The organism is bacterium, assembly GCA_029210965.1.
GTDB lineage: Bacteria > BMS3Abin14 > BMS3Abin14 > BMS3Abin14 > BMS3Abin14 > JALHUC01.
This window is the reverse complement of record JARGFZ010000049.1, coordinates 1-18,386: the sequence shown is the minus strand read 5'-3', so window position 1 is coordinate 18,386 and position 18,386 is coordinate 1. Positions and strand designations below refer to the sequence as shown.

12 protein-coding genes are annotated in these 18,386 nt (G+C 54.4%); all 12 read left to right on the top strand.

Features of this window, described 5'->3' with window-relative positions; genetic code table 11:
• The first annotated feature begins 258 nt into the window (after positions 1–258).
• Positions 259–2,937 carry a pitrilysin family protein gene (locus tag P1S59_12950; GenBank protein MDF1527149.1) on the top strand — a complete coding sequence of 893 codons (2,679 nt, stop codon included), beginning with the start codon at positions 259–261 and terminating at the stop codon, positions 2,935–2,937.
• A gap of 692 nt (positions 2,938–3,629) precedes the next feature.
• A complete protein-coding gene (locus P1S59_12945) occupies positions 3,630–3,992 on the top strand; it encodes a cytochrome c3 family protein (protein MDF1527148.1) in 363 nt (120 codons plus the stop codon).
• Positions 3,993–4,274: 282 nt separating this feature from the next.
• The gene (locus P1S59_12940; GenBank protein ID MDF1527147.1) at positions 4,275–5,624 is read left to right on the top strand and encodes a cytochrome c biogenesis protein ResB; all 1,350 of its coding nucleotides are present in this window, start codon (positions 4,275–4,277) and stop codon (positions 5,622–5,624) included.
• A 366-nt stretch (positions 5,625–5,990) separates the two neighbouring features.
• Entirely contained in the window at positions 5,991–6,830 is an 840-nt protein-coding gene (ccsB, locus tag P1S59_12935) for a c-type cytochrome biogenesis protein CcsB (GenBank protein ID MDF1527146.1), read from the top strand.
• A gap of 824 nt (positions 6,831–7,654) precedes the next feature.
• A complete protein-coding gene (locus P1S59_12930; GenBank protein MDF1527145.1) occupies positions 7,655–8,953 on the top strand; it encodes a cytochrome c3 family protein in 1,299 nt (432 codons plus the stop codon).
• Between the two features lie 59 nt (positions 8,954–9,012).
• Positions 9,013–10,065 (top strand): tetratricopeptide repeat protein, encoded by a 1,053-nt coding sequence (locus tag P1S59_12925; GenBank protein ID MDF1527144.1) that lies wholly within the window; start codon positions 9,013–9,015, stop codon positions 10,063–10,065.
• A 1-nt stretch (position 10,066) separates the two neighbouring features.
• Complete coding sequence (locus tag P1S59_12920; GenBank protein ID MDF1527143.1) at positions 10,067–10,747, top strand: cytochrome c3 family protein; 681 nt, start codon at positions 10,067–10,069, stop codon at positions 10,745–10,747.
• 96 nt (positions 10,748–10,843) lie between these two features.
• Complete coding sequence (locus tag P1S59_12915; GenBank protein MDF1527142.1) at positions 10,844–12,088, top strand: redoxin domain-containing protein; 1,245 nt, start codon at positions 10,844–10,846, stop codon at positions 12,086–12,088.
• Between the two features lie 862 nt (positions 12,089–12,950).
• A complete protein-coding gene (locus tag P1S59_12910; GenBank protein ID MDF1527141.1) occupies positions 12,951–13,229 on the top strand; it encodes a hypothetical protein in 279 nt (92 codons plus the stop codon).
• 48 nt (positions 13,230–13,277) lie between these two features.
• Positions 13,278–14,126: a 4Fe-4S binding protein gene (locus P1S59_12905; protein MDF1527140.1), complete on the top strand. Its 849-nt coding sequence runs from the start codon at positions 13,278–13,280 to the stop codon at positions 14,124–14,126.
• A gap of 130 nt (positions 14,127–14,256) precedes the next feature.
• The gene (locus P1S59_12900; protein ID MDF1527139.1) at positions 14,257–16,422 is read left to right on the top strand and encodes a cytochrome c3 family protein; all 2,166 of its coding nucleotides are present in this window, start codon (positions 14,257–14,259) and stop codon (positions 16,420–16,422) included.
• A 27-nt stretch (positions 16,423–16,449) separates the two neighbouring features.
• Positions 16,450–17,958 carry an ATP-binding protein gene (locus tag P1S59_12895; protein ID MDF1527138.1) on the top strand — a complete coding sequence of 503 codons (1,509 nt, stop codon included), beginning with the start codon at positions 16,450–16,452 and terminating at the stop codon, positions 17,956–17,958.
• Positions 17,959–18,386 lie beyond the last annotated feature (428 nt).

Below are 18,386 nucleotides of genomic sequence, written 5' to 3'. Positions count from 1 at the left end.
AAAGTTGGGAGCTATTTTAGCATCCCGTTGACAGGTGGTACCGGCCTACTTCATCCCATCTGTGGTGAAAAACATCGATTTCATAGAAACCGATGTTCGAGCTTTAGATCTTGCGCTTTCCCCTTGTCCCCGTGTCGGATTGTTCTCCACGTCCAGTACCTTTTTATACTTTGCCTTTCCCCCCTCCCGTGGTTAACTTTCTGGATTATAGTGTGTGACCAAATTCTCTTTTCCTCAAATCAGGAGTGATAAAGAATCATGAACTTTCGACACCATACGGCTTCCACATTTTTTCTTCTGGCTTTTTTTGTCCTTTCCACTTTTTCCTTTTCCCCTTCCGCTGCGTTTGCCTTCGTAGACCGCAGCGAGGTGGTAAAACGGACCCTGCCCAACGGGCTGGAGGTTCTCGTCCAGGAGGAACCGTCTCAGAAGGTGGTAGAGGTGCAGGTCTGGGTCGGCGTCGGCAGCAGGGATGAGCCCGCAGGCAAAGAGGGCATCGCCCATCTTTTCGAGCATATGCTTTTCAAGGGGACGAAAACCAGGGGTGTGGGCGAGATCGCAAGCACCGTGGAGGCTGCCGGGGGTGACATCAACGCTTACACCTCCATGGATCACACCGTTTACCATATCACCATCGCCAACGAGTACGCCGCCACCGCCATGGAGATCCTGGCTGACGCTATCCAGTACTCAACCTTCGATTCCGGGGAGCTGGAGCGTGAAAAGCTGGTGGTCAAAGAGGAGATTAACAGAGGAAAGGACAATCCATCCCGTATTTTCTCCCAGGAGCTGTTTAAGACAGCTTTCAAAGTCCACCCCTACGGCCGGACTGTCATCGGCACGCCTGAGTCCGTGGGTAGTGTCAAACGGGAGGACATGGTGGATTTTCACAAGGCCTGGTATGTCCCCGGCAACATGAAGCTGCTGGTGGTGGGCGGGGTGAGCGCTTCGGCGGTATTCGAAAGGGCTGCCCAACTGTTTATGGAAATTGGCCAAAAGGGGGCACAGAGAGAGGAATCTGTTGAGCCCGGACAGGACAAACTCCGGAACTTCAGCCTGGTTATGGACACCGATCCAGCCCGGGTGACCTTTGCTTTTCCCATCGGTGAACTCACCGATCCCGACACACCTGTTCTGGATCTGGCGGCCGCGATCCTTTCCGGTGGGCGAAGCGCGCGGTTTCCGATCCACCTGAGGGATCAGGGGATCGTGCTGAACGCCTGGGCCTACGCCTACACACCCAGGGATCCGGGTCTATTTATTGTGGGGGCCATGACGACCCAGGACAAGGTGGAGATCGCTTCTCGCGGTCTCCTTGAGCAGATAGCCAGGCTTCAGACCGAGCTGGTCAGCATGGAAGAGTTGAACCTGGCCCGGGACCAGATCATAAACGACAAGATTTTCTCCAGAGAAACGGTCCAGGGACAGGCCCGGGAACTCGGTTACCTTGCGCTGACTCTGGGAGATCTGGGTTTTAACGATACCTACTACTCCAGACTCCAGTCGGTAGCCCCGGGAGATATTCTGGAAGTAGCCGGGAGGGTGTTCAGACCTGAGCGAGCCACCGCCGGGTTCCTCACCAGGGACCCCGTTTCCCAGCCTGACGAGAACAGAACAGCCCGACTTCTTACCGATATTCTGAAGCCTGCGGCTGACGTTGCATCCAAAGCAGTCTCCCCCGTTTACAGGAGTCTCCTTCCCAACGGGATCACACTCATTGTGCGGGAGGACCGGAGGCTGCCCCTCGTAGCTGTGCGAGCGGGAGTGTTGGGCGGGGTCAGATACGAGACCCAGGAGGCTCAGGGATCCTACAACCTTCTCGCACATCTCCTTACCCGTGGTACCGGTAAAAGAACTGCCCAGGAAATGGCCCAGAAACTCGACAGCCTGTCAGCATCCCTTGGAGGGTTTTCCGGGCGCAACAGTCTGGGGATTACCGGGAAGTTTCTCAGTCGGGATATCCGGGAAGGGTTCTCCCTTATGAGAGAGGTTCTCACCGAGGCAACCTTACCCCAGGGAGAGATCGATCTTTTCAAAGGGCAGGTGGTAAGTGCCATAAAGGCCCAGAAGGACGATATGACATCCTTTGCCCTGGATCTCTTTCGCCGCACCCTTTTCAGGGAACACCCGTACCGGTTCAACGTAATGGGAACGGAAGGATCGGTTGGAAACATTACGAGGAACGGCCTTCTCTCGATCTACCGCACCGTGATCCAGCCGAAAGGGATGGTTATTTCGGTCTCAGGGGACATAACGGTCCAGAGGGCCTACCAGCTGACCCAGGAGTACTTCGGCGACATGGAAGGTGCCTCATACGACCCTGGTCCGCTTCCGGTGGAGGTCGACAGGGTGGGGATTGTGTCCGAGCGAGCCATCAGGGAAGACAAGGCTCAGACCCACGTGATCCTGGGATACCCGGGTCCGGCTCTGGATGATGCTGACCTGGACGCGCTGGAGGTGCTCAATGCCGTTCTTGCGGGCCAGGGAGGCAGGCTCTTTAAGGAGCTCAGAGACAAGGAAAGCCTTGCCTACAGCGTTTTTTCCTTTGTCGCCCCTGGAATAGACCCAGGGTATATAGCTTTTGGCATCGGCGTCAACCCTGCCCGGGAGACGGAGGCTGTGGAAGGGTTCCTGGAGCAGATCCGGAGAGTCCGCATGGAACCGGTCTCCGCCCAGGAAATGGCTCGCGCAAAAAGGTACCTTGTAGGCAGCCACATGATCGGTCTGCAGACCCTTCAATCCCGGGGAGATGAGGTGTTTTTCCCCGCCCTGTATGGTCAGGACCTCGACCAAGCCCTGTCCTTCGAAAAACGCATCCAGTCTGTCACGGCCTGGCAGGTGAAGGAAGCCGCCCTTAAGTTTCTGGATCCGGAAAATTTCACCCTTGCGGTTGTTGAGGGAGGGGTGAGGGAAGAACCGGAAGGGGAGGCGCGGTGATATCACGCCCTTGGCGTGACAAGCGGTGATTCGGTGACGCGGGGGGAAGGCGGACATATCTACATGCCGATGCAATCCAAAAGTTCAAAACCTTTAACGCAGATGGTCGCCGACAGCGCCAATTTTCAGGCGCTATCGCTGAGGGCCGCAGTTAAACCCTTTGATGTTGGGTAGATTAAACAACGTAACCCATCTGTGGTAAAAACATCGCTTTGATATTAACTGGCTTAAATCCAGGTTCCGGTTTTAATAGCGGTTCTCTGCGGTACAGCCTATAAATGGCTGCCCTGCGGCCCTCTGCGTTAAGGTTTTATCTCTTATAAATGCTGGACTCCGGGTCTGGGCCCGGAGTGACAGAAATGGTAAGTACAATTTGGCCCGAAGTGATACCCATCGGAGTTTCGGGTTCAGGGGGTTAGGGTTCCGAGTCACAAATGACTAATCACGAGTCACGGGCTTATGCCGTGTCACCGCGTCTTCGCGTCCTATGCTTACCCCTCACTCCGTAACCAATTTCTTCGGCCTTCGTATTACTTGCCGGAAGATCAGCTAAATGGAGTGCAGTCGTTTTTGAAGAGTTCATTATTATACCAATCTGATTGACACTGGAAACGAGCATGTGGTATACAGCCGAGACTATAACTATTGTGAAAATTGGGGCAAACACTTAATTCACGTAGGAGGATAAATTCATGAGCAGAAAACTGGCCGTTATTCTTATCGCTGTCGCTGTAGCAATGGCCTTTGTGGTTTCCATGGCTGTGGCTGGCGATGCCCCGGCAAAGGTGACCATTGACAAGGCCGCTGCCAAGAAAAGCGCTGTGACCTTTGATCATGAGACACATGGCAAAACAATTGACTGTCTCAAGTGCCACCACAAGGCAGCGAGCAAGGACGAGATCAAGAGCTGCTTTGAATGCCACGGTAAGGATGCGGCGGCAAGCGACCCGACCTCTGGCAAGGCAGACAACCCCTTCCACGCTCTGTGCAAAGAGTGCCACAAAAAAGCCGAGGCCAAAGGTCCGACCAAGTGTAAAGAGTGCCACGTAGAGTAACAGAAGTTTTTCTTCATATATAAAAGCGTTTGCGAAGGGGGCGGCAGAGGCCGTCCCCTTCCTTTTAATCGCCCTGATTAACCGCTAAAGAAGATCGAACCAACCCAATAAGCCATGGCGGGTGAGCACTGTCGCTGTGGGGCACCCTGGCCGGCAAAGGCCGGGTGACGTGACCTGATTGAGGGAATTTTTGTGACAAACGAGAACAATAGAACAGACCAAGACCCCGCATCTGAAACAGCCCAGCCACAACTGCAATCGGATAAAAAGAGTGGAAAATCAATGTTCAGCGTCATCAATGATGCCTTGGCCTCGGTGACCCTGGCCATTTTCCTCCTTATAATCCTGGCTGTCACTTCGATCCTTGGGACCGTTATCCTCCAGAAAGGTAACCCGGAACAGTACCTCATGGAGTACGGCGCGGGATTGTACAAACTGTTCCACTTTCTCGCCCTTGACGACATGTACCGCTCCTGGTGGTTTCTGACTATCCTTATCCTGCTGCTGCTGAACATCACAACCTGCTCCATAAAAAGGTTCCCCGGGGCCTGGCGGCTCATGACCCAATCCCCCAGGGTGCTGGACGATGCTCTGTTCAAGCGGATGAAGCACAGGGGTTCGGTGCGCAGGAATATTGACCCTGAAAAGGCCATTGATGAGGCCAGGGCTGTTATTGAAAAACACTACGGTAAGGTCAAAGAGACACGGGATATTAGCGCTGTCACTCTCTATGTTGACAAAGGATGGTACGGCCGCCTTGGGGCCTACATAGTCCACCTGAGCATCATCATTCTTGCTATCGGTGCTGTTTACGGCGGCATTATGGGTTTCAAGGGGTTCGTCAACATTGCCGAGGGTACGGCGATAGACCGCGTTCCCCTCAGGGGCAAGAACACCGCGATGAAGCTTCCCTTTACCATCCAGTGTGACGACTTCAGGGTCGAGTACTATCCCGGGACCCAACAGCCCAAAGACTACTCCAGCGACCTGACAGTTTTCAGGAACGGTGAGGTGGAGCAGAAAAAGACGATCGAGGTCAACCATCCCCTCATCGTGGATGGGATCTACTTTTACCAGTCCAGTTACGGTGTGGACCGAAACTCAACGGTAACCCTCCAGGTCTTCGATCCAACAGGTAATGTGGCCGGTCCCGACATCACTGTTGCGGCGGGCCAGAGTTTCAATGTAATGGGAGATCCATCGAACTATCAGATAGAGGAACTCATCCCCAGCATCACTGCGGGGCGCCCCGGGGTCAAGGTGGCGCAATTCCTGGGCAACACCCATCGCGATTTCTATCTCCTCGAAGCTGCCCCGGACCGGGACAAGACACGGGGCGGTTCAGTCTATTTCAAGATCAAGGATACCAATATCCGTGAATATACAGGTCTTCAGGTGGCCTGGGACCCGGGTGTGCCTGTCGTCTGGCTGGCCTGTTTTGTTATGATCCTGGGCCTTTACATCGCTTTTTTCGTGGCCCATAAAAGAATATGGGTCAGGGTGGACCTCGACTCCGATGACTCGGCGGTGCTCATCGCAGGTACCTCCAACAGGAACCCGGCCACCTTTGAAAGAGAGTTCGAGAGCTTCCTGGCTGATCTTAAAGATGCACTGAAGGGGAAGAAGAGTTAATCCACGGGGCATGGGTGCCTGGGAGCGTGGGCGAGGGAAACAGGTATCTAGGTAACAAGGTGTCTAGGTACCTATGTACTTAGACACTTAGACACATAGACATCTGGACACGGTGACGCTGGGGAATCCGTTTGATGTTTGAAGTTTGATGGACTCGCAAAAAGTCCATCAATGCGCCCCGCGCGGGGCGCCCAAATCAATGACTCGCACTGTAAGTCATTGATTTGTAAGGAAAGGGAAAACGACGCTTTTCCCTTTCCGTGGAGCGAAAAGTCCCGGGTTGGACTTTTTGCGACTTTGTCAAGTTTGATGTTTGAAGTTACCAATCACTAATCACGAATCACGGATTTTTTACGAGGTGAATAAATGGACACGACCGCTCTTCACAACGTAGCAACCTTCGCCTACCTTTTCGCGACCTTTTTCTACGTAGCCTACCTGGCCTTCAGGACCCGTGCTGTTGGCAATATTGCCACGAGTCTGGCTGTTATCGGCGTTGTGGTTCATACTGCCGCAAAAGCCCTTCGCTGGGTGGAATCCTACCGAATGGGCATCGGGCACGCTCCCCTGTCCAACATGTATGAGTCCATGAGTTTCTTCGCCCTGTGCGTAATGGCGGCATACCTCGTAGTGGAGTGGAAGTTCAAGGCCAAAACCCTGGGTGCTGTTGTGGCCCCCATCGCGTTTATCCTCCTTGCTGCTAACGCACTGTTCTTCCCTGACGAGATCCGCCCCCTGGTGCCTGCCCTTCAGAGCGACTGGCTTCTTTACCATGTGATCACCTCCTTCGTCAGTTACGGCGCTTTCGCCGTTTCCTTCGGGATCTCCCTGCTCTATCTTGTCAAGATGAAGGCTGAAAAAGGTGGTTTGAAAGAGGGCTCCATACTCGCGATGTTCCCTGATCTGCAGGTCCTGGATGAAGTGAACTACAAATCCATTGCCGTTGGATTCCCCCTTCTTTCCCTTGGGATCATCACTGGCGCCGCCTGGGCCAACTATGCCTGGGGCACCTATTGGAGCTGGGACCCAAAGGAAACCTGGTCCCTCATCACCTGGTTCATTTACGCTGCCTACCTCCACGCGAGGCTGACCAGGGGCTGGCAGGGCAGACGCGCCGCCCTTCTTTCCATCGTCGGGTTTCTCGCTGTGGTCTTTACCTATTTCGGTGTCAACTTCCTCCTGTCGGGACTGCACAGTTACGGATAGGCTGTAAATACGTATCCAGGTATCCAGGTGTCGAAGTATCGAGGTGAAACCTCCACTTCGTCATTCCGGACATAACGCCATGGGCGTGATGATCCGGAATCCAGCCTGCCGCGGCGACCTGTCACGGTATAGCCTGCTTGTGAGGGCATTTTATCACGGCGTAGCCCCAAGGCGACGACGGAAGTCCTGAGCTTGTGGTTCGACAGGCTCACCACCCAGAGCATCATCGAAGGGTCGAAGGACGTAGACGGGTGGCTTTTGTCATCGCGAATCACGCCTGTGGCGTGATGAAGCGATCCCGGTTTCTAAATCAGCGGTAAAAACTCTAACAAGTCACTTACACAGGAACCCTTGATAATCGGATTGCTTCGGCGTGTGGAACGGCCTCGCAATGACAAACAGACTGGACTCCGGGTCTTCGTTTAACTTCGCCCGGAGTGACGGACATTTAAGAGCAATAACACACACCCAATGACAGTAGTTGCAATTTGGTGTTAAGTATTGTTCCCTTTCGCTCCACGCTCCACGCTCCACGCTCCCCGCGTCTTCGTGTTCCCTCTTCGCATTCCGCCCTGCCTTTCTCCTGACTCCTGGCTCCTGGGTACTGGGTACTGGGTACTGTTTTTCAGCCCCCCCCCGCACAAATTTAACCCAATACTGAAATATGAGGGGAAATTGTATACAATCACCCGCTCTTTTATTGACAGTTGCAGGGTAGGTCAACTATTATACCCAATGTTTCACAAGCTACTGTGGAGCTTATGCCGGATGATAATGCCGGGTGGCTATGGAAGTCTTTCTCACTTCCTTATGTGGAGGGTGTTATGCAAAGCAATTGGAAGGTTCCCGTAATCGTTTTTTCCCTTGCGGTGCTGGTCCTGTTCGGGTTGGCCGCTCAGGTAAGCGCGCAGGAGTGTGTCAGCGCGGAGTGCCATGCGAATATGGGGAAAGCCAGGTTCGTTCACGGACCAGTGGGTGTCGGTCAGTGCGTGGTGTGCCATACCAACGGCAACGCCAAGCACCCGACAAAATCGGTAAAAACCGACTTCAAGATGCAGGCTGTAGGTAAGGACCTTTGTTACCTGTGCCATGAACCCAAGGACAGCCTTCCTGTTGTTCACGGACCCATTGCCAAGGGAGACTGTATCTCCTGTCACGATCCCCACCAGTCCAACACAGAGAAGCAGCTCACCAAGGAAACAACCAGCCAGTTGTGTTTCTCCTGTCACGAGAACAACAAGACCACCATGAAAATGGTTCACGGGCCGGTGGCGGCGGGGGACTGTAACATCTGTCACAATCCCCACTCATCTGAATTCCCCGGTCTGGTGGAAATGCAGGGATCAGACCTGTGTTTTCTCTGTCACCTGGACAGGCAGGCGCAGTTTGAGCTCAAGTACAAACATCAGCCGGCGGTTGAAGCCTGCAATAAATGCCACAATTCTCACGCCACTGATTTCCCCTATATGCTCATAGCTGATGGTGAGACCCTGTGTCTTGATTGTCACAAGGAGCTGGGTAAACATCTGGCGGATTCCCAGGTCAAGCACAGTGCTCTGGACAAGAAACAGTGTACGGTGTGCCACACTGCCCACGCTTCCGATTATCCCAGACAGCTCAAGTCCGCCGCCAAGGATATCTGTTATACCTGCCACAAGGAGTTGGGGATCCAGGTCAAGAAGGCCGCCTATGTCCACGGCCCGGTCAAGCAGGACGACTGCTACGCCTGCCACGACCCCCACGGATCCAACTTCACCAAGATCCTGAAGAAGGCGTTCCCGGCGGATTTCTACATGCCCTACGCCACCGAGAACTACGCCATCTGTTTTGACTGCCACAACCGGGATATTTCCATCGACAGGTTCACAACCACCCTGACAGGGTTCAGGAACGGTGACACCAATATGCATTTCCTTCATGTGAACCGGGAAAAAGGCCGGTCCTGCAAGGCCTGTCATGAGATGCACGCAGGTGATCAGACCAAGCATATTCGTAAAGAGGTCCCCTTCGGCAAGATGTGGAGCCTTCCTGTGAACTTTACCCAGACGAAAAATGGAGGCAGCTGTGTCGTGGGCTGTCACAAACCGAAGGAATACGACCGGGTAAACCCTGTAAAATATTAAGGATGTCCGCTAAAGGGTCGTTCCTGATCGCAACGGAGAGGGTGCTAATGGGAGCCACAATGAAAAGTAGATCCATCGGCAGGTCATTTCTGGTGGTGACCAGGGAGCGGATACTGGCATCGGCAATAGCTGTAGGTCTGATCATGGGGATGTTTTTCGTAACGCCGGGTAATGGATCGGCGTTCAGAAACCTGGAAAAGGGGAAGCCCGCTCCTGATTTTACCCTCCAGGACATGAAGGATATAGACCATACCTTTGCTTCTGAAAAGGGAAAGGTCCTCATACTGAGTTTTGTCAAGGTGGATCAGGACCGGTCGGTGAAAACCCTCAACGCCCTGGAAGAGGTTAACGGGATTTTCAAGGACGACGGCGTGACAGTCTGGGGAATTACGAGCCAGACCGAGGACAAGGCTGCCATTCAGGGCCTCATTGAGAAGCTGGATCTCCATTACCCCATCCTCCTCGATGAGGGGCAGAAGCTTTACGGCGAGTTCGGGTTGTTCACCTTCCCCTCCACCATGGTGGTTGACCAGAAGGGGAACTATGTTCACGAATACACCTCTTACAGCAACGATTTTCAGGATACGATCGTAAACGACATCAAGGTCCTGCTCGGTATCATCAGCGCAGAGGAATCCGCCAAGGCCGGTCAAAAAACGGAGATCGTAGAGCAGTCACAAGAGGAGAAAGACGCGGAAAGAAACCTGCAGATGGCCAAAGTTCTTCTTAAGCGGGGTTTTGGTACCAAGGCGCTCCCCAAGCTGGAGCAGGCTCTGGAGCTTAACCCCGCCCTCATCGAGGCAAGGCTGCTTTCCGGGGAGATTTATCTGAAGGACGAGCAGTACGACAAGGCCAAAGAGCAGTTCGAGAAGGTTTTTGAGACAGACCCCAACTCCAACGAAGCAAGGGTGGGAATAGCGTCTGTCTACATAGCGGAAGGTAACCTGGACGAGGCCGAGGCTCAGCTCCAGAAGGCCATTACCCTGAACCCGGATCCGACGCTGGCTCTTTACCGATTAGGTCAGGTCTACGAGGCAAAGGGCGATGTTCAAAAGGCAATGGAAACATACAGGAACGCTCTGGAACGACTGATGAAAAAGTCGGGGAAATAAAATGAGAAAGACCGTTTTAACAGCAATTGTACTCGCCTCCTTACTGATCTCCGCCACCGTCTGCGCAGGGGCTCAGTTCAAGGTTCTGGCGCCGGCGGAGGAATCCTTCATCGGGATGGACCAGATCCTGATCATCGGTAAGGTGGAAGGTTTCAACGAGGCAAAGATGGTGGAGATCTCCAGCAACGGCAAGGCCATGGGGTTCGCGCCTCTTCAGAACGGAAACTTCACCTTCAAGGCTGTGCTCGCCGATGGGCGTCATGAGATCACCCTGGCTGCACCGGGGATAGATCGAAAAACCATCAAGATATTCGTTGGAAAACAGAAGGGCTACAGGTACCATATTGAAACCGACATGGGATACTGTGTCAACTGCCATCCTAAAGCCGGGGCCAATGTATTCGAAGTTCAGCCCATGCAGGGTGATCTGTGCAAAGAGTGCCACGACCCTGTGGGTACGAAGGAGATCGTCCACGGTCCTGTGGCTGCCGGTTCGTGTACGCCGTGCCACGATCCCCACGGATCCCGATATGATAAATTCCTGGTGGCCGTTGGCAAGGAGCTTTGTCTCGTCTGCCATAGCCAGAACCTCAGCAAGAGACACATTGAGGAGAGACAGAATTCCGACTGTGTGAAGTGCCACGATCCGCACAGCTCGACAAAAGAGTACCATTTGCGTTAACGTGTCAACGTATCGATGCTGATGTTTCCCCCCTGTATCGGCATCGAATGATCTGCGGCTTAGGCCGTAAAAAATCCCCCTGTGAGAGGTTCGCCCATGAACAGCGTCTTTTTCCGTAGAGTTTTCCACCGCAGCCTTATCGTTTTACCCCTTATCGTGTTTATGACCTTTTCGGTCTCGGGGGCAGCCGCTGCTTTCAAGAATATCAAGGTCGGCGATCAGGCCCTGCCCGTCCAACTGGAAGACCTCGAGGGGCAGGAGCATTCCCTGGCAAAGTACAGGGAGTCTAAAGCGATCCTCCTTTTCTTCTGGGCCACATGGAGCCAGAGGTCTCTCACAGAGCTTGCTGATCTCAAGAAGTTCAATGCCGAGTACGGTGATAAGGGCCTTCAGATCCTGGCTGTCAACGTAGAGAACCAGGCCATGGACGATGAGGATCTGGTGCAGATACGGAAAGTTCTCGAGGAAAATGAGATCGACTACCCGATCCTCATCGACAAGGGTTTGACGACTTATAACGAGTGGGGGGTCATTGCCACCCCGACGACAGCCATCATCAGCAGCGATGGTGTGGTGACCTTTGATCTTTCCAGCTATCCTTCAAGCGCCTACCTTGACATGGAACAGGGCATACAGAAGGCCCTTGGTCTTTATGTGGAGGAGGAAGCAGATGCATCTGTTGAACCTTCCTATGTGCCGAACCGGACTGCTCTTCTGCATGTAGGGATGGGAAAACGTCACGCCGAGAAGGGTTTCATGACCAAGGCTCTTCCGGAGCTTGAAAAGGCAGCTGTTGCCGATTCCGGGTGGGCAGAGCCTCACATGTACATGGGCTTCGTCCACTTCAGGATGGGAGACGGTGAAAAGGCGGGCGCAAGCCTTGAAAAAGCGGCCCAGCTTGACCCCCAGCGGCTTGAGATCACATGGCTTCGCGCCTGGCTCCTCACATCTGAAGAAAAGGTTGACGATGCAATAGCTTTATTGCTAGGTAATGAACCTGTCGAACCGCCAGGTGGTGAACCTGAGGAAACAGCTGGTGAAGGTCCAGCTCCGGCTGACCGGGATAACTCCCAGGCTGCTTCGCCGGTGAGCTCCGCTGCCTCGGATACAGCCACAGCTGGAACTCCCATGCCGGCCGCGGAGGGGGCAGGGGATGAGCCTCTCGATCTTTCAGAGGTTATCGCTCTTAAGGATGCCGGGAAGCAGGATGAGGCCGCAAAAGCTCTGGAAGAGCTGCTGGCCGGAAAACTCAGCGAGGCCGGTTTTACAATGAAGAAGAAAACGAAGATGAGCGCCAAGGAAAAAATGCAGCTCATGATGCAGAAAAATCAGGGACAATAGATGAAATATGCCAGGTACATTATCAGGCTTGTAATGGTCGCTGCCGCAGTGGCCACCCTTTACGTGGGGATAGTTCAGGGTGAGTTTGGCGAGACCATGTTCAACGCCACCCTCCTCTGACTGTCCTGCATCGGGGTCGGGTGACCCTGGAGATAGGAACGATGGAAGATCGGTCCGTTCCCCGGGAGTGGGGGAGGGGGTGAAGGGGAGAGGGGGAGTAAAACCTTGTCGTCATTCCGGAAATCATCGCCAATTGCGGGATTGTCCGGAATCCAGGAAGACGCGGTTCCTGTAAAGGCGTCTAAAGGCAGCCTCTCGCAGAGGCGCAGCGCGGCCGGCTGAAGGCCGCTTCGCAGAGAAGAGCTGGAATCCTGGGTTAAGGCGCCGGTTGCTATTAAAGCGATGTTTTTCACCACTGAGCTCACTGAGGACACAGAGAAAGGCAAAATATTTTAGAGTTCAACCCTGATCTGTTTGGATCTTCCCCCCGTTCCCTGCGCCTCTAGCGAATCACGCCGCAGGCGTGATGAGCGAGCGAGAGATAAACACAGCTCTTGCGCAAAAGCCGTAAAGGCTGCCTCACGCAGAGGCGCGGAGACGCAGAGGAAACCGGAATCCAGGAAGGCGCGGTTCCTGTAAAGGCGGCAAGATCTGATTTACCACAGCTCAGCCATTCCCAGGCTGAACCATCAACCTTCGCCAAGGCTACGGCTGACAGGCAGGGTTTCACAGGGTAAACCTGGGAAGAGGGTTAAACGGTCGTCATTCCGGAAATCATCGCCAATTGCGGGATTGTCCGGAATCCAGTGGCACTTGTATAAAAATACGACTGGACTCCGGGTCGTTGCCCGGAGTGACGAACATGCTGTCATTCCGGAAATCATCGCCAATTGCGGGATTGTCCGGAATCCAGGAAGACGCGGCGACTTGTCACGGCTCACGGCGGCCAGTGCGGCCGGCTGAAGGCCGCTTCGCAGAGAAGAGCTTTACGCGAAGGTGGAAGGAGTATCGAGAACAGTTCGAACGACGAAGCGATCCCGGGATCGCTTCCGTCTTCGCCTTCCAGGCTTCGCCGCGACAGGTCACATGGGTGACAGTTCCCACCTTCGCTCCCTGGAGCTACGGCGGGCAGGCACGATGACACAATTAGATCTGAGATCTGAGATTAAACCAAGGAGCCTTTAACATCTTGCATCGGATCCTTTTCAGAAGAATAATTCAATCATCCCTCGGGATCGGTGTCACTAACGGATACCTGAAAGGGTTTATACCTCCGGGGACATTGTGGCAGGGCCAGTCCAGGGGGCTTTGCGTTCCCGCCCTTAACTGCTACGCCTGCCCCGCCTCCATTTTCGCCTGTCCCATCGGAACCCTTCAGCACTTCGTCATCATCAGGGCCGTTCCCATGTATTTCCTGGGTTTCTTCGTCACCTTCTGTATGGCTATCGGCCGAATGGCCTGCGGCACCATCTGTCCCTTCGGCTACCTTCAGGAGATCCTGTACAAGTTCCGCTCTTCCAAGCTGAGTATCCCCTCATGGATGACCTACATCAAATATGCCATCCTCGCGGGGCTCGTTTTCGTCATCCCCTTTTACACACTCCAGCCATGGTTCTCAAAGCTCTGCCCGGTGGGAACCCTCATCGGAGGGATCCCGTGGGTCACTGTCAACCCCGAGATCAGGCTTATGATACACGAGCTGTTCTGGGCCAAGGTGGCTATCCTCATTACGGTTGTGTCCCTTTCCGCCCTGGCCAAAAGGCCCTTCTGCAGGGTGATCTGCCCCCTGGGAGCCATCTTCTCCCTGTTTAACCGGATCAGTATCCTGCGCCTTGGGTGGAGCGAATCCCTTTGCACCCACTGCGACAAGTGCACGCGGATCTGTCCCATGGATATCTCGGTCTACAAGGACGCCAATAACCATAACTGCATCCGCTGCCTCGATTGCAGCCAGTGCCCGGCGGTATCTGTCATCGTGGGGCCGGGCAAACTAAAAGAACCGGTGGGCGACCCTGTGCCGGAAGCAGTCATGAATTAGGTGTCTGGATATGGGGGATCCTCACACTATTTCAGCTTTATCTGATCGAAAAAATTCCGGGCGAAATCTTTGGGTCAGCAAAAGGTTCAGATGGGGGCGCTTCCCTGCATCCGCTTTTTGTGCAGCGGCCTTGCTGGCATGTATCGCTGCGAGCCAGGTTCAGGCTGATGGAAACAGCATAGTTATCTATCCTCCCAACAAGACCGCGGTTGAACTGGCTACCATCACGATCTTCGGCGTGGTCCCCGCTGGCGATCACATTCCGCGCATCACCCTTAACCGGGGCGGTGTTATCCCCCGGATGAACGAAAATGGGACCTTCAGCCAGTCGATGCTGCTCAAACGGGGAATAAACATCCTCAAGGTGGACAGCGGCAGGTATTTCCTGTCCCTCCTGGGGCCCGGTCAGAAACCGCCCCAGGGCTACGTCCTGCGATCTCTTCATTCCCCGGTGGAAGAGGACTGCACGAACTGTCACGATTTTTCTCTGGATAGTCCTGCTGGCCTCCTGTCAGATGGAAACGACCTGTGTATGGAGTGCCACGACGATCCCTCGGAGGGAGTAAAGTTCCCTCACGATGCCGTAGAGGAAGGTTGTGTCTCCTGCCACGACCCCCATGTTTTTGAAAATGGGCACCTTACGAAAAAAAACCTCCCGGAACTTTGCGAAGAGTGCCACGACAGCAAATCTTCGGGTAAAAATGTCCATGATCCGGTCAGTAGCGGTGAGTGCGACTCGTGCCACGATCCCCATGGCTCGGATACCAGTGCCCTGCTCAACCTGCCCGGGGACTCGATATGCTTTGAGTGTCACGATGACCCGACCTGGGGAATGAAAAATATGCATCCTGCTCTGGAACAGGGCTGTTACGCCTGCCACGATCCTCACTCATCCGATCATGGGAAACAGCTGGTTGAGTCAGTTAACAAGATATGTTGCGAGTGTCACGACGACCCGAGGTCAGGGAAAAAGGTTGTACATGAGGCTCTTGAAGAAGGGTGCACAGCCTGTCACAATCCCCACGCTTCCCACGGGCCTTCCCTGCTTGCCGGGGAGCAGGCCACCGTTTGCGGGGAGTGCCACGATGACATCCCGCCAGAGGGAGAAAAAATAAATGGACATTCCCCCATTTCAGATGATGGCCAGTGCACACCCTGCCACAACCCTCACGCAGCCAACGAAGGGAAACTCCTTTCCGGTAAGGTTCCCGCCCTGTGTTACGAGTGCCATGATGACGTTTCTGCCGGGGCAGGGGATAAGGGGGTGGTTCACTCACCTGTTAAAGAGGGCGGGTGCATGGATTGCCACAACCCCCACGGTGGTCCATCGGCTCTCCTGGTTACGGAAAATATTTGTTACGAGTGTCACGATGCCTTTGAAAAGCCGGACAAGGGCAGCATCCACGATCCGGTTCAGTCCGGTGAATGTGTGGAATGTCACTCGCCCCACTCTTCACCGGAAAAGTCCCTGCTCCGGGCCAGGGGAACGGCCCTTTGCTACCGGTGCCATGACGAGTTCCAGGGGCCCATGGTCCACTCACCCATTGCCGATGACGATTCGTGCACCGAATGCCACGACCCTCATGTAGGAAAGGCCCCGAAACTCCTGTCGGCAGTAGGTATGGAAGTTTGCATGGAGTGTCATGACGATCCCACAGAAGAGTTCAGATCCAAGGCTTCATCTTCAATTCATCCGCCTATCATGGAAGATAAAGAGTGCGTCCCCTGCCATTCGCCTCATGCTGGCTTAAGCTCACTGCTTAAGCTAGAATTACCCGGGCTCTGTTACCAATGCCATGAGAGTGTCACTGAAAAGGGATCAGGCGCGGAGTATCCTGTTATTCACGGTCCGGTGGCGATGGGGGATTGCCCCAGTTGCCACAAACCACACGCTTCATCAAACTCCACGCTTCTGGATCAGCGGGGAAACGGGATCTGTCTGAGATGCCATAAGGACCCGCTTTTGAATACCTCGGATAAAATATGGACATCGATTCACCCGCCGGTGAAGCAGGATTGCGGTATTTGTCACAGCCCACACGCTTCGGACCACAAGGGGAACCTGAAGAAGGGAGCCTTCGAGGTGTGCACCACGTGCCATTCCAGTCACCCTGCCCACCCTCTGGATGCAAACCGTGCGCTGAGCGGCCAGTCGGGGGCGGCCAGTGTCCCCTCATCGTTTCCGTTGACTCAGGATGGAAAGATGGTCTGCACCGGATGCCATCTGCCCCATTCCAGCGAAAACAGAACGCTGCTGACCCAGGACAGGGCGCTGCTGTGCACAAACTGTCACTAGGCAGCTCTTTTAACGGATAACCATAAAATGCTCATCCGTTACCTCGCCGTAAGAGTCAACCTCATCATCACCCTCATCCTGTGCGTTGCCCTGGGCACATCGTCCTATCTCACCAAGAAAAACTGGGAGCAGCAGGCCATCCAGGAAGCCATGACCAAGGCCACCATCATGTCGGCCACGATAATGAACTCCATCATCGTTGAGATGAGCGGGTTCTGCCAGAAGGATGTCCAGAAGATCGTGGCCAACGTGGGGGCCGTTCCCGAGATCGACACGGTGAGGATCTTCGACGAGGACGGTATCATCACCTACTCGGCCGCCGCGGATGAGGTGGGGCGGGCGGTGGACTCCCTTGATTATTCCGTTTACCAGAGCAAGGAGGGAGCTCGCCCCTTCAAATCCGAGGGCAGCGGGCACCGTTCCTTCTGCATGGTCCAGCCTATCGAGAACGCTCTGGAGTGCAGGAGGTGCCACGGGCAGGAGAGAGAGATCCTTGGTGTCCTGGACGTCTGTGTCTCCATGGCAGAGACGGAAAAAAGGATCGCGGGAAACAGCAGGTTCCTTTTTGCTTCCACCTTTACGACGGTGGTTCTCGTGGTGCTGGCCATCAGCCTCAGCCTCTGGATCCTGGTCAACAGGCCGGTCAACAGGCTGGTCAAAACCATGGCCAGGGCGGAAAAGGGCAACCTCAAGGCCAGGGCTGAAATAAAGAGAAAGGACGAATTCGGGCGCCTGGCTCAGAGCCTTAATTCCATGCTTGGGCAGCTGGATGAATCGGATCAGGAACTCAAACGCTACCACGCCGAGCAGATGATACGCGCCGACCGCCTGGCTACCCTGGGTGAACTTGCAGCAGGGATCGCCCATGAGATCAAGAACCCCTTGGCCGGGATCGCCGGCGCAACTCAAGTGTTGGCCAGGGAGTTTGCCGACGACGACCCCCGGAAACCGGTGACCCAGGAGATACTGAAACTCATCGAGCGCCTCGATACCACCATCAAGGACCTCCTTAATTTCGCCAGGCCCTCCGTGCCCGAGATCGCTGTCACGGATCTTGAAGATCTGCTGTCGAAGACCCTTTTTCTCATCGAACGGATGCCCGAAAGGAAAAAGCAGGGCGTCGAGATCGTCGTGGACATCGATCCGGAGATGCCCGGGGTTCCAGTGGATCCTGACCAGCTCCGCCAGGTGTTTCTAAATATTGGAGTCAACGCGATCCAGGCCATGCCGGAGGGTGGGACCCTTACAGTGAGCATGAGATCGGAAGCCGACCGGGAGCTGGGGGAGATCCATCCGGCTGAAGATTTCGTCATGATTTCTTTTGCCGACTCCGGCCTGGGCGTCGACAAGGATAAGCTCAGAAGCATATTTACTCCCTTCTTTACCACCAAAACCCAGGGGACCGGCCTCGGCCTGCCCATAACCATGCGTATTGTTGGGCAGCACGGCGGCCGCATAACGGTCCAAAGCACGGTGGGGGAGGGGACGGTGTTCAGGATATACCTTCCGAAAGTGCAAAAGGCAGAGGAGGAATAACGGTTGCCAGGAAGGCGATGTTTTGCACCACGGAGGCACGGAGGTCACGGAGAATACCTGAGAATGGGAAAAGGCGAACCGCACCCACCCCCGTCATTCCGGGCGAAGCGAAGCGGAGACCCGGAATGCAGCTGCTTTTGTCATCGCGAGCTGAATCCTATGCGAAGCGATCCCGGTTGCTATTAAAGCGATATTTTTGACCACATGGTACATAGGGTTTCTCAGGGTAAAATCTTTAATCCGGGTAAAGGCCGGTTTTTCTATGACAGCGATATTTTTTACCACTGAGCTCACAGAGGACACTGAGAAAAGCTAAAGCAGGGTAAAACAACGGTTACTACAGCAGCGATGTTTTTTACCACTGAGCTCACAGAGGACACTGAGAAAAGCTAAAGCAGGGTAAAACAACGGTTACTACAGCAGCGATG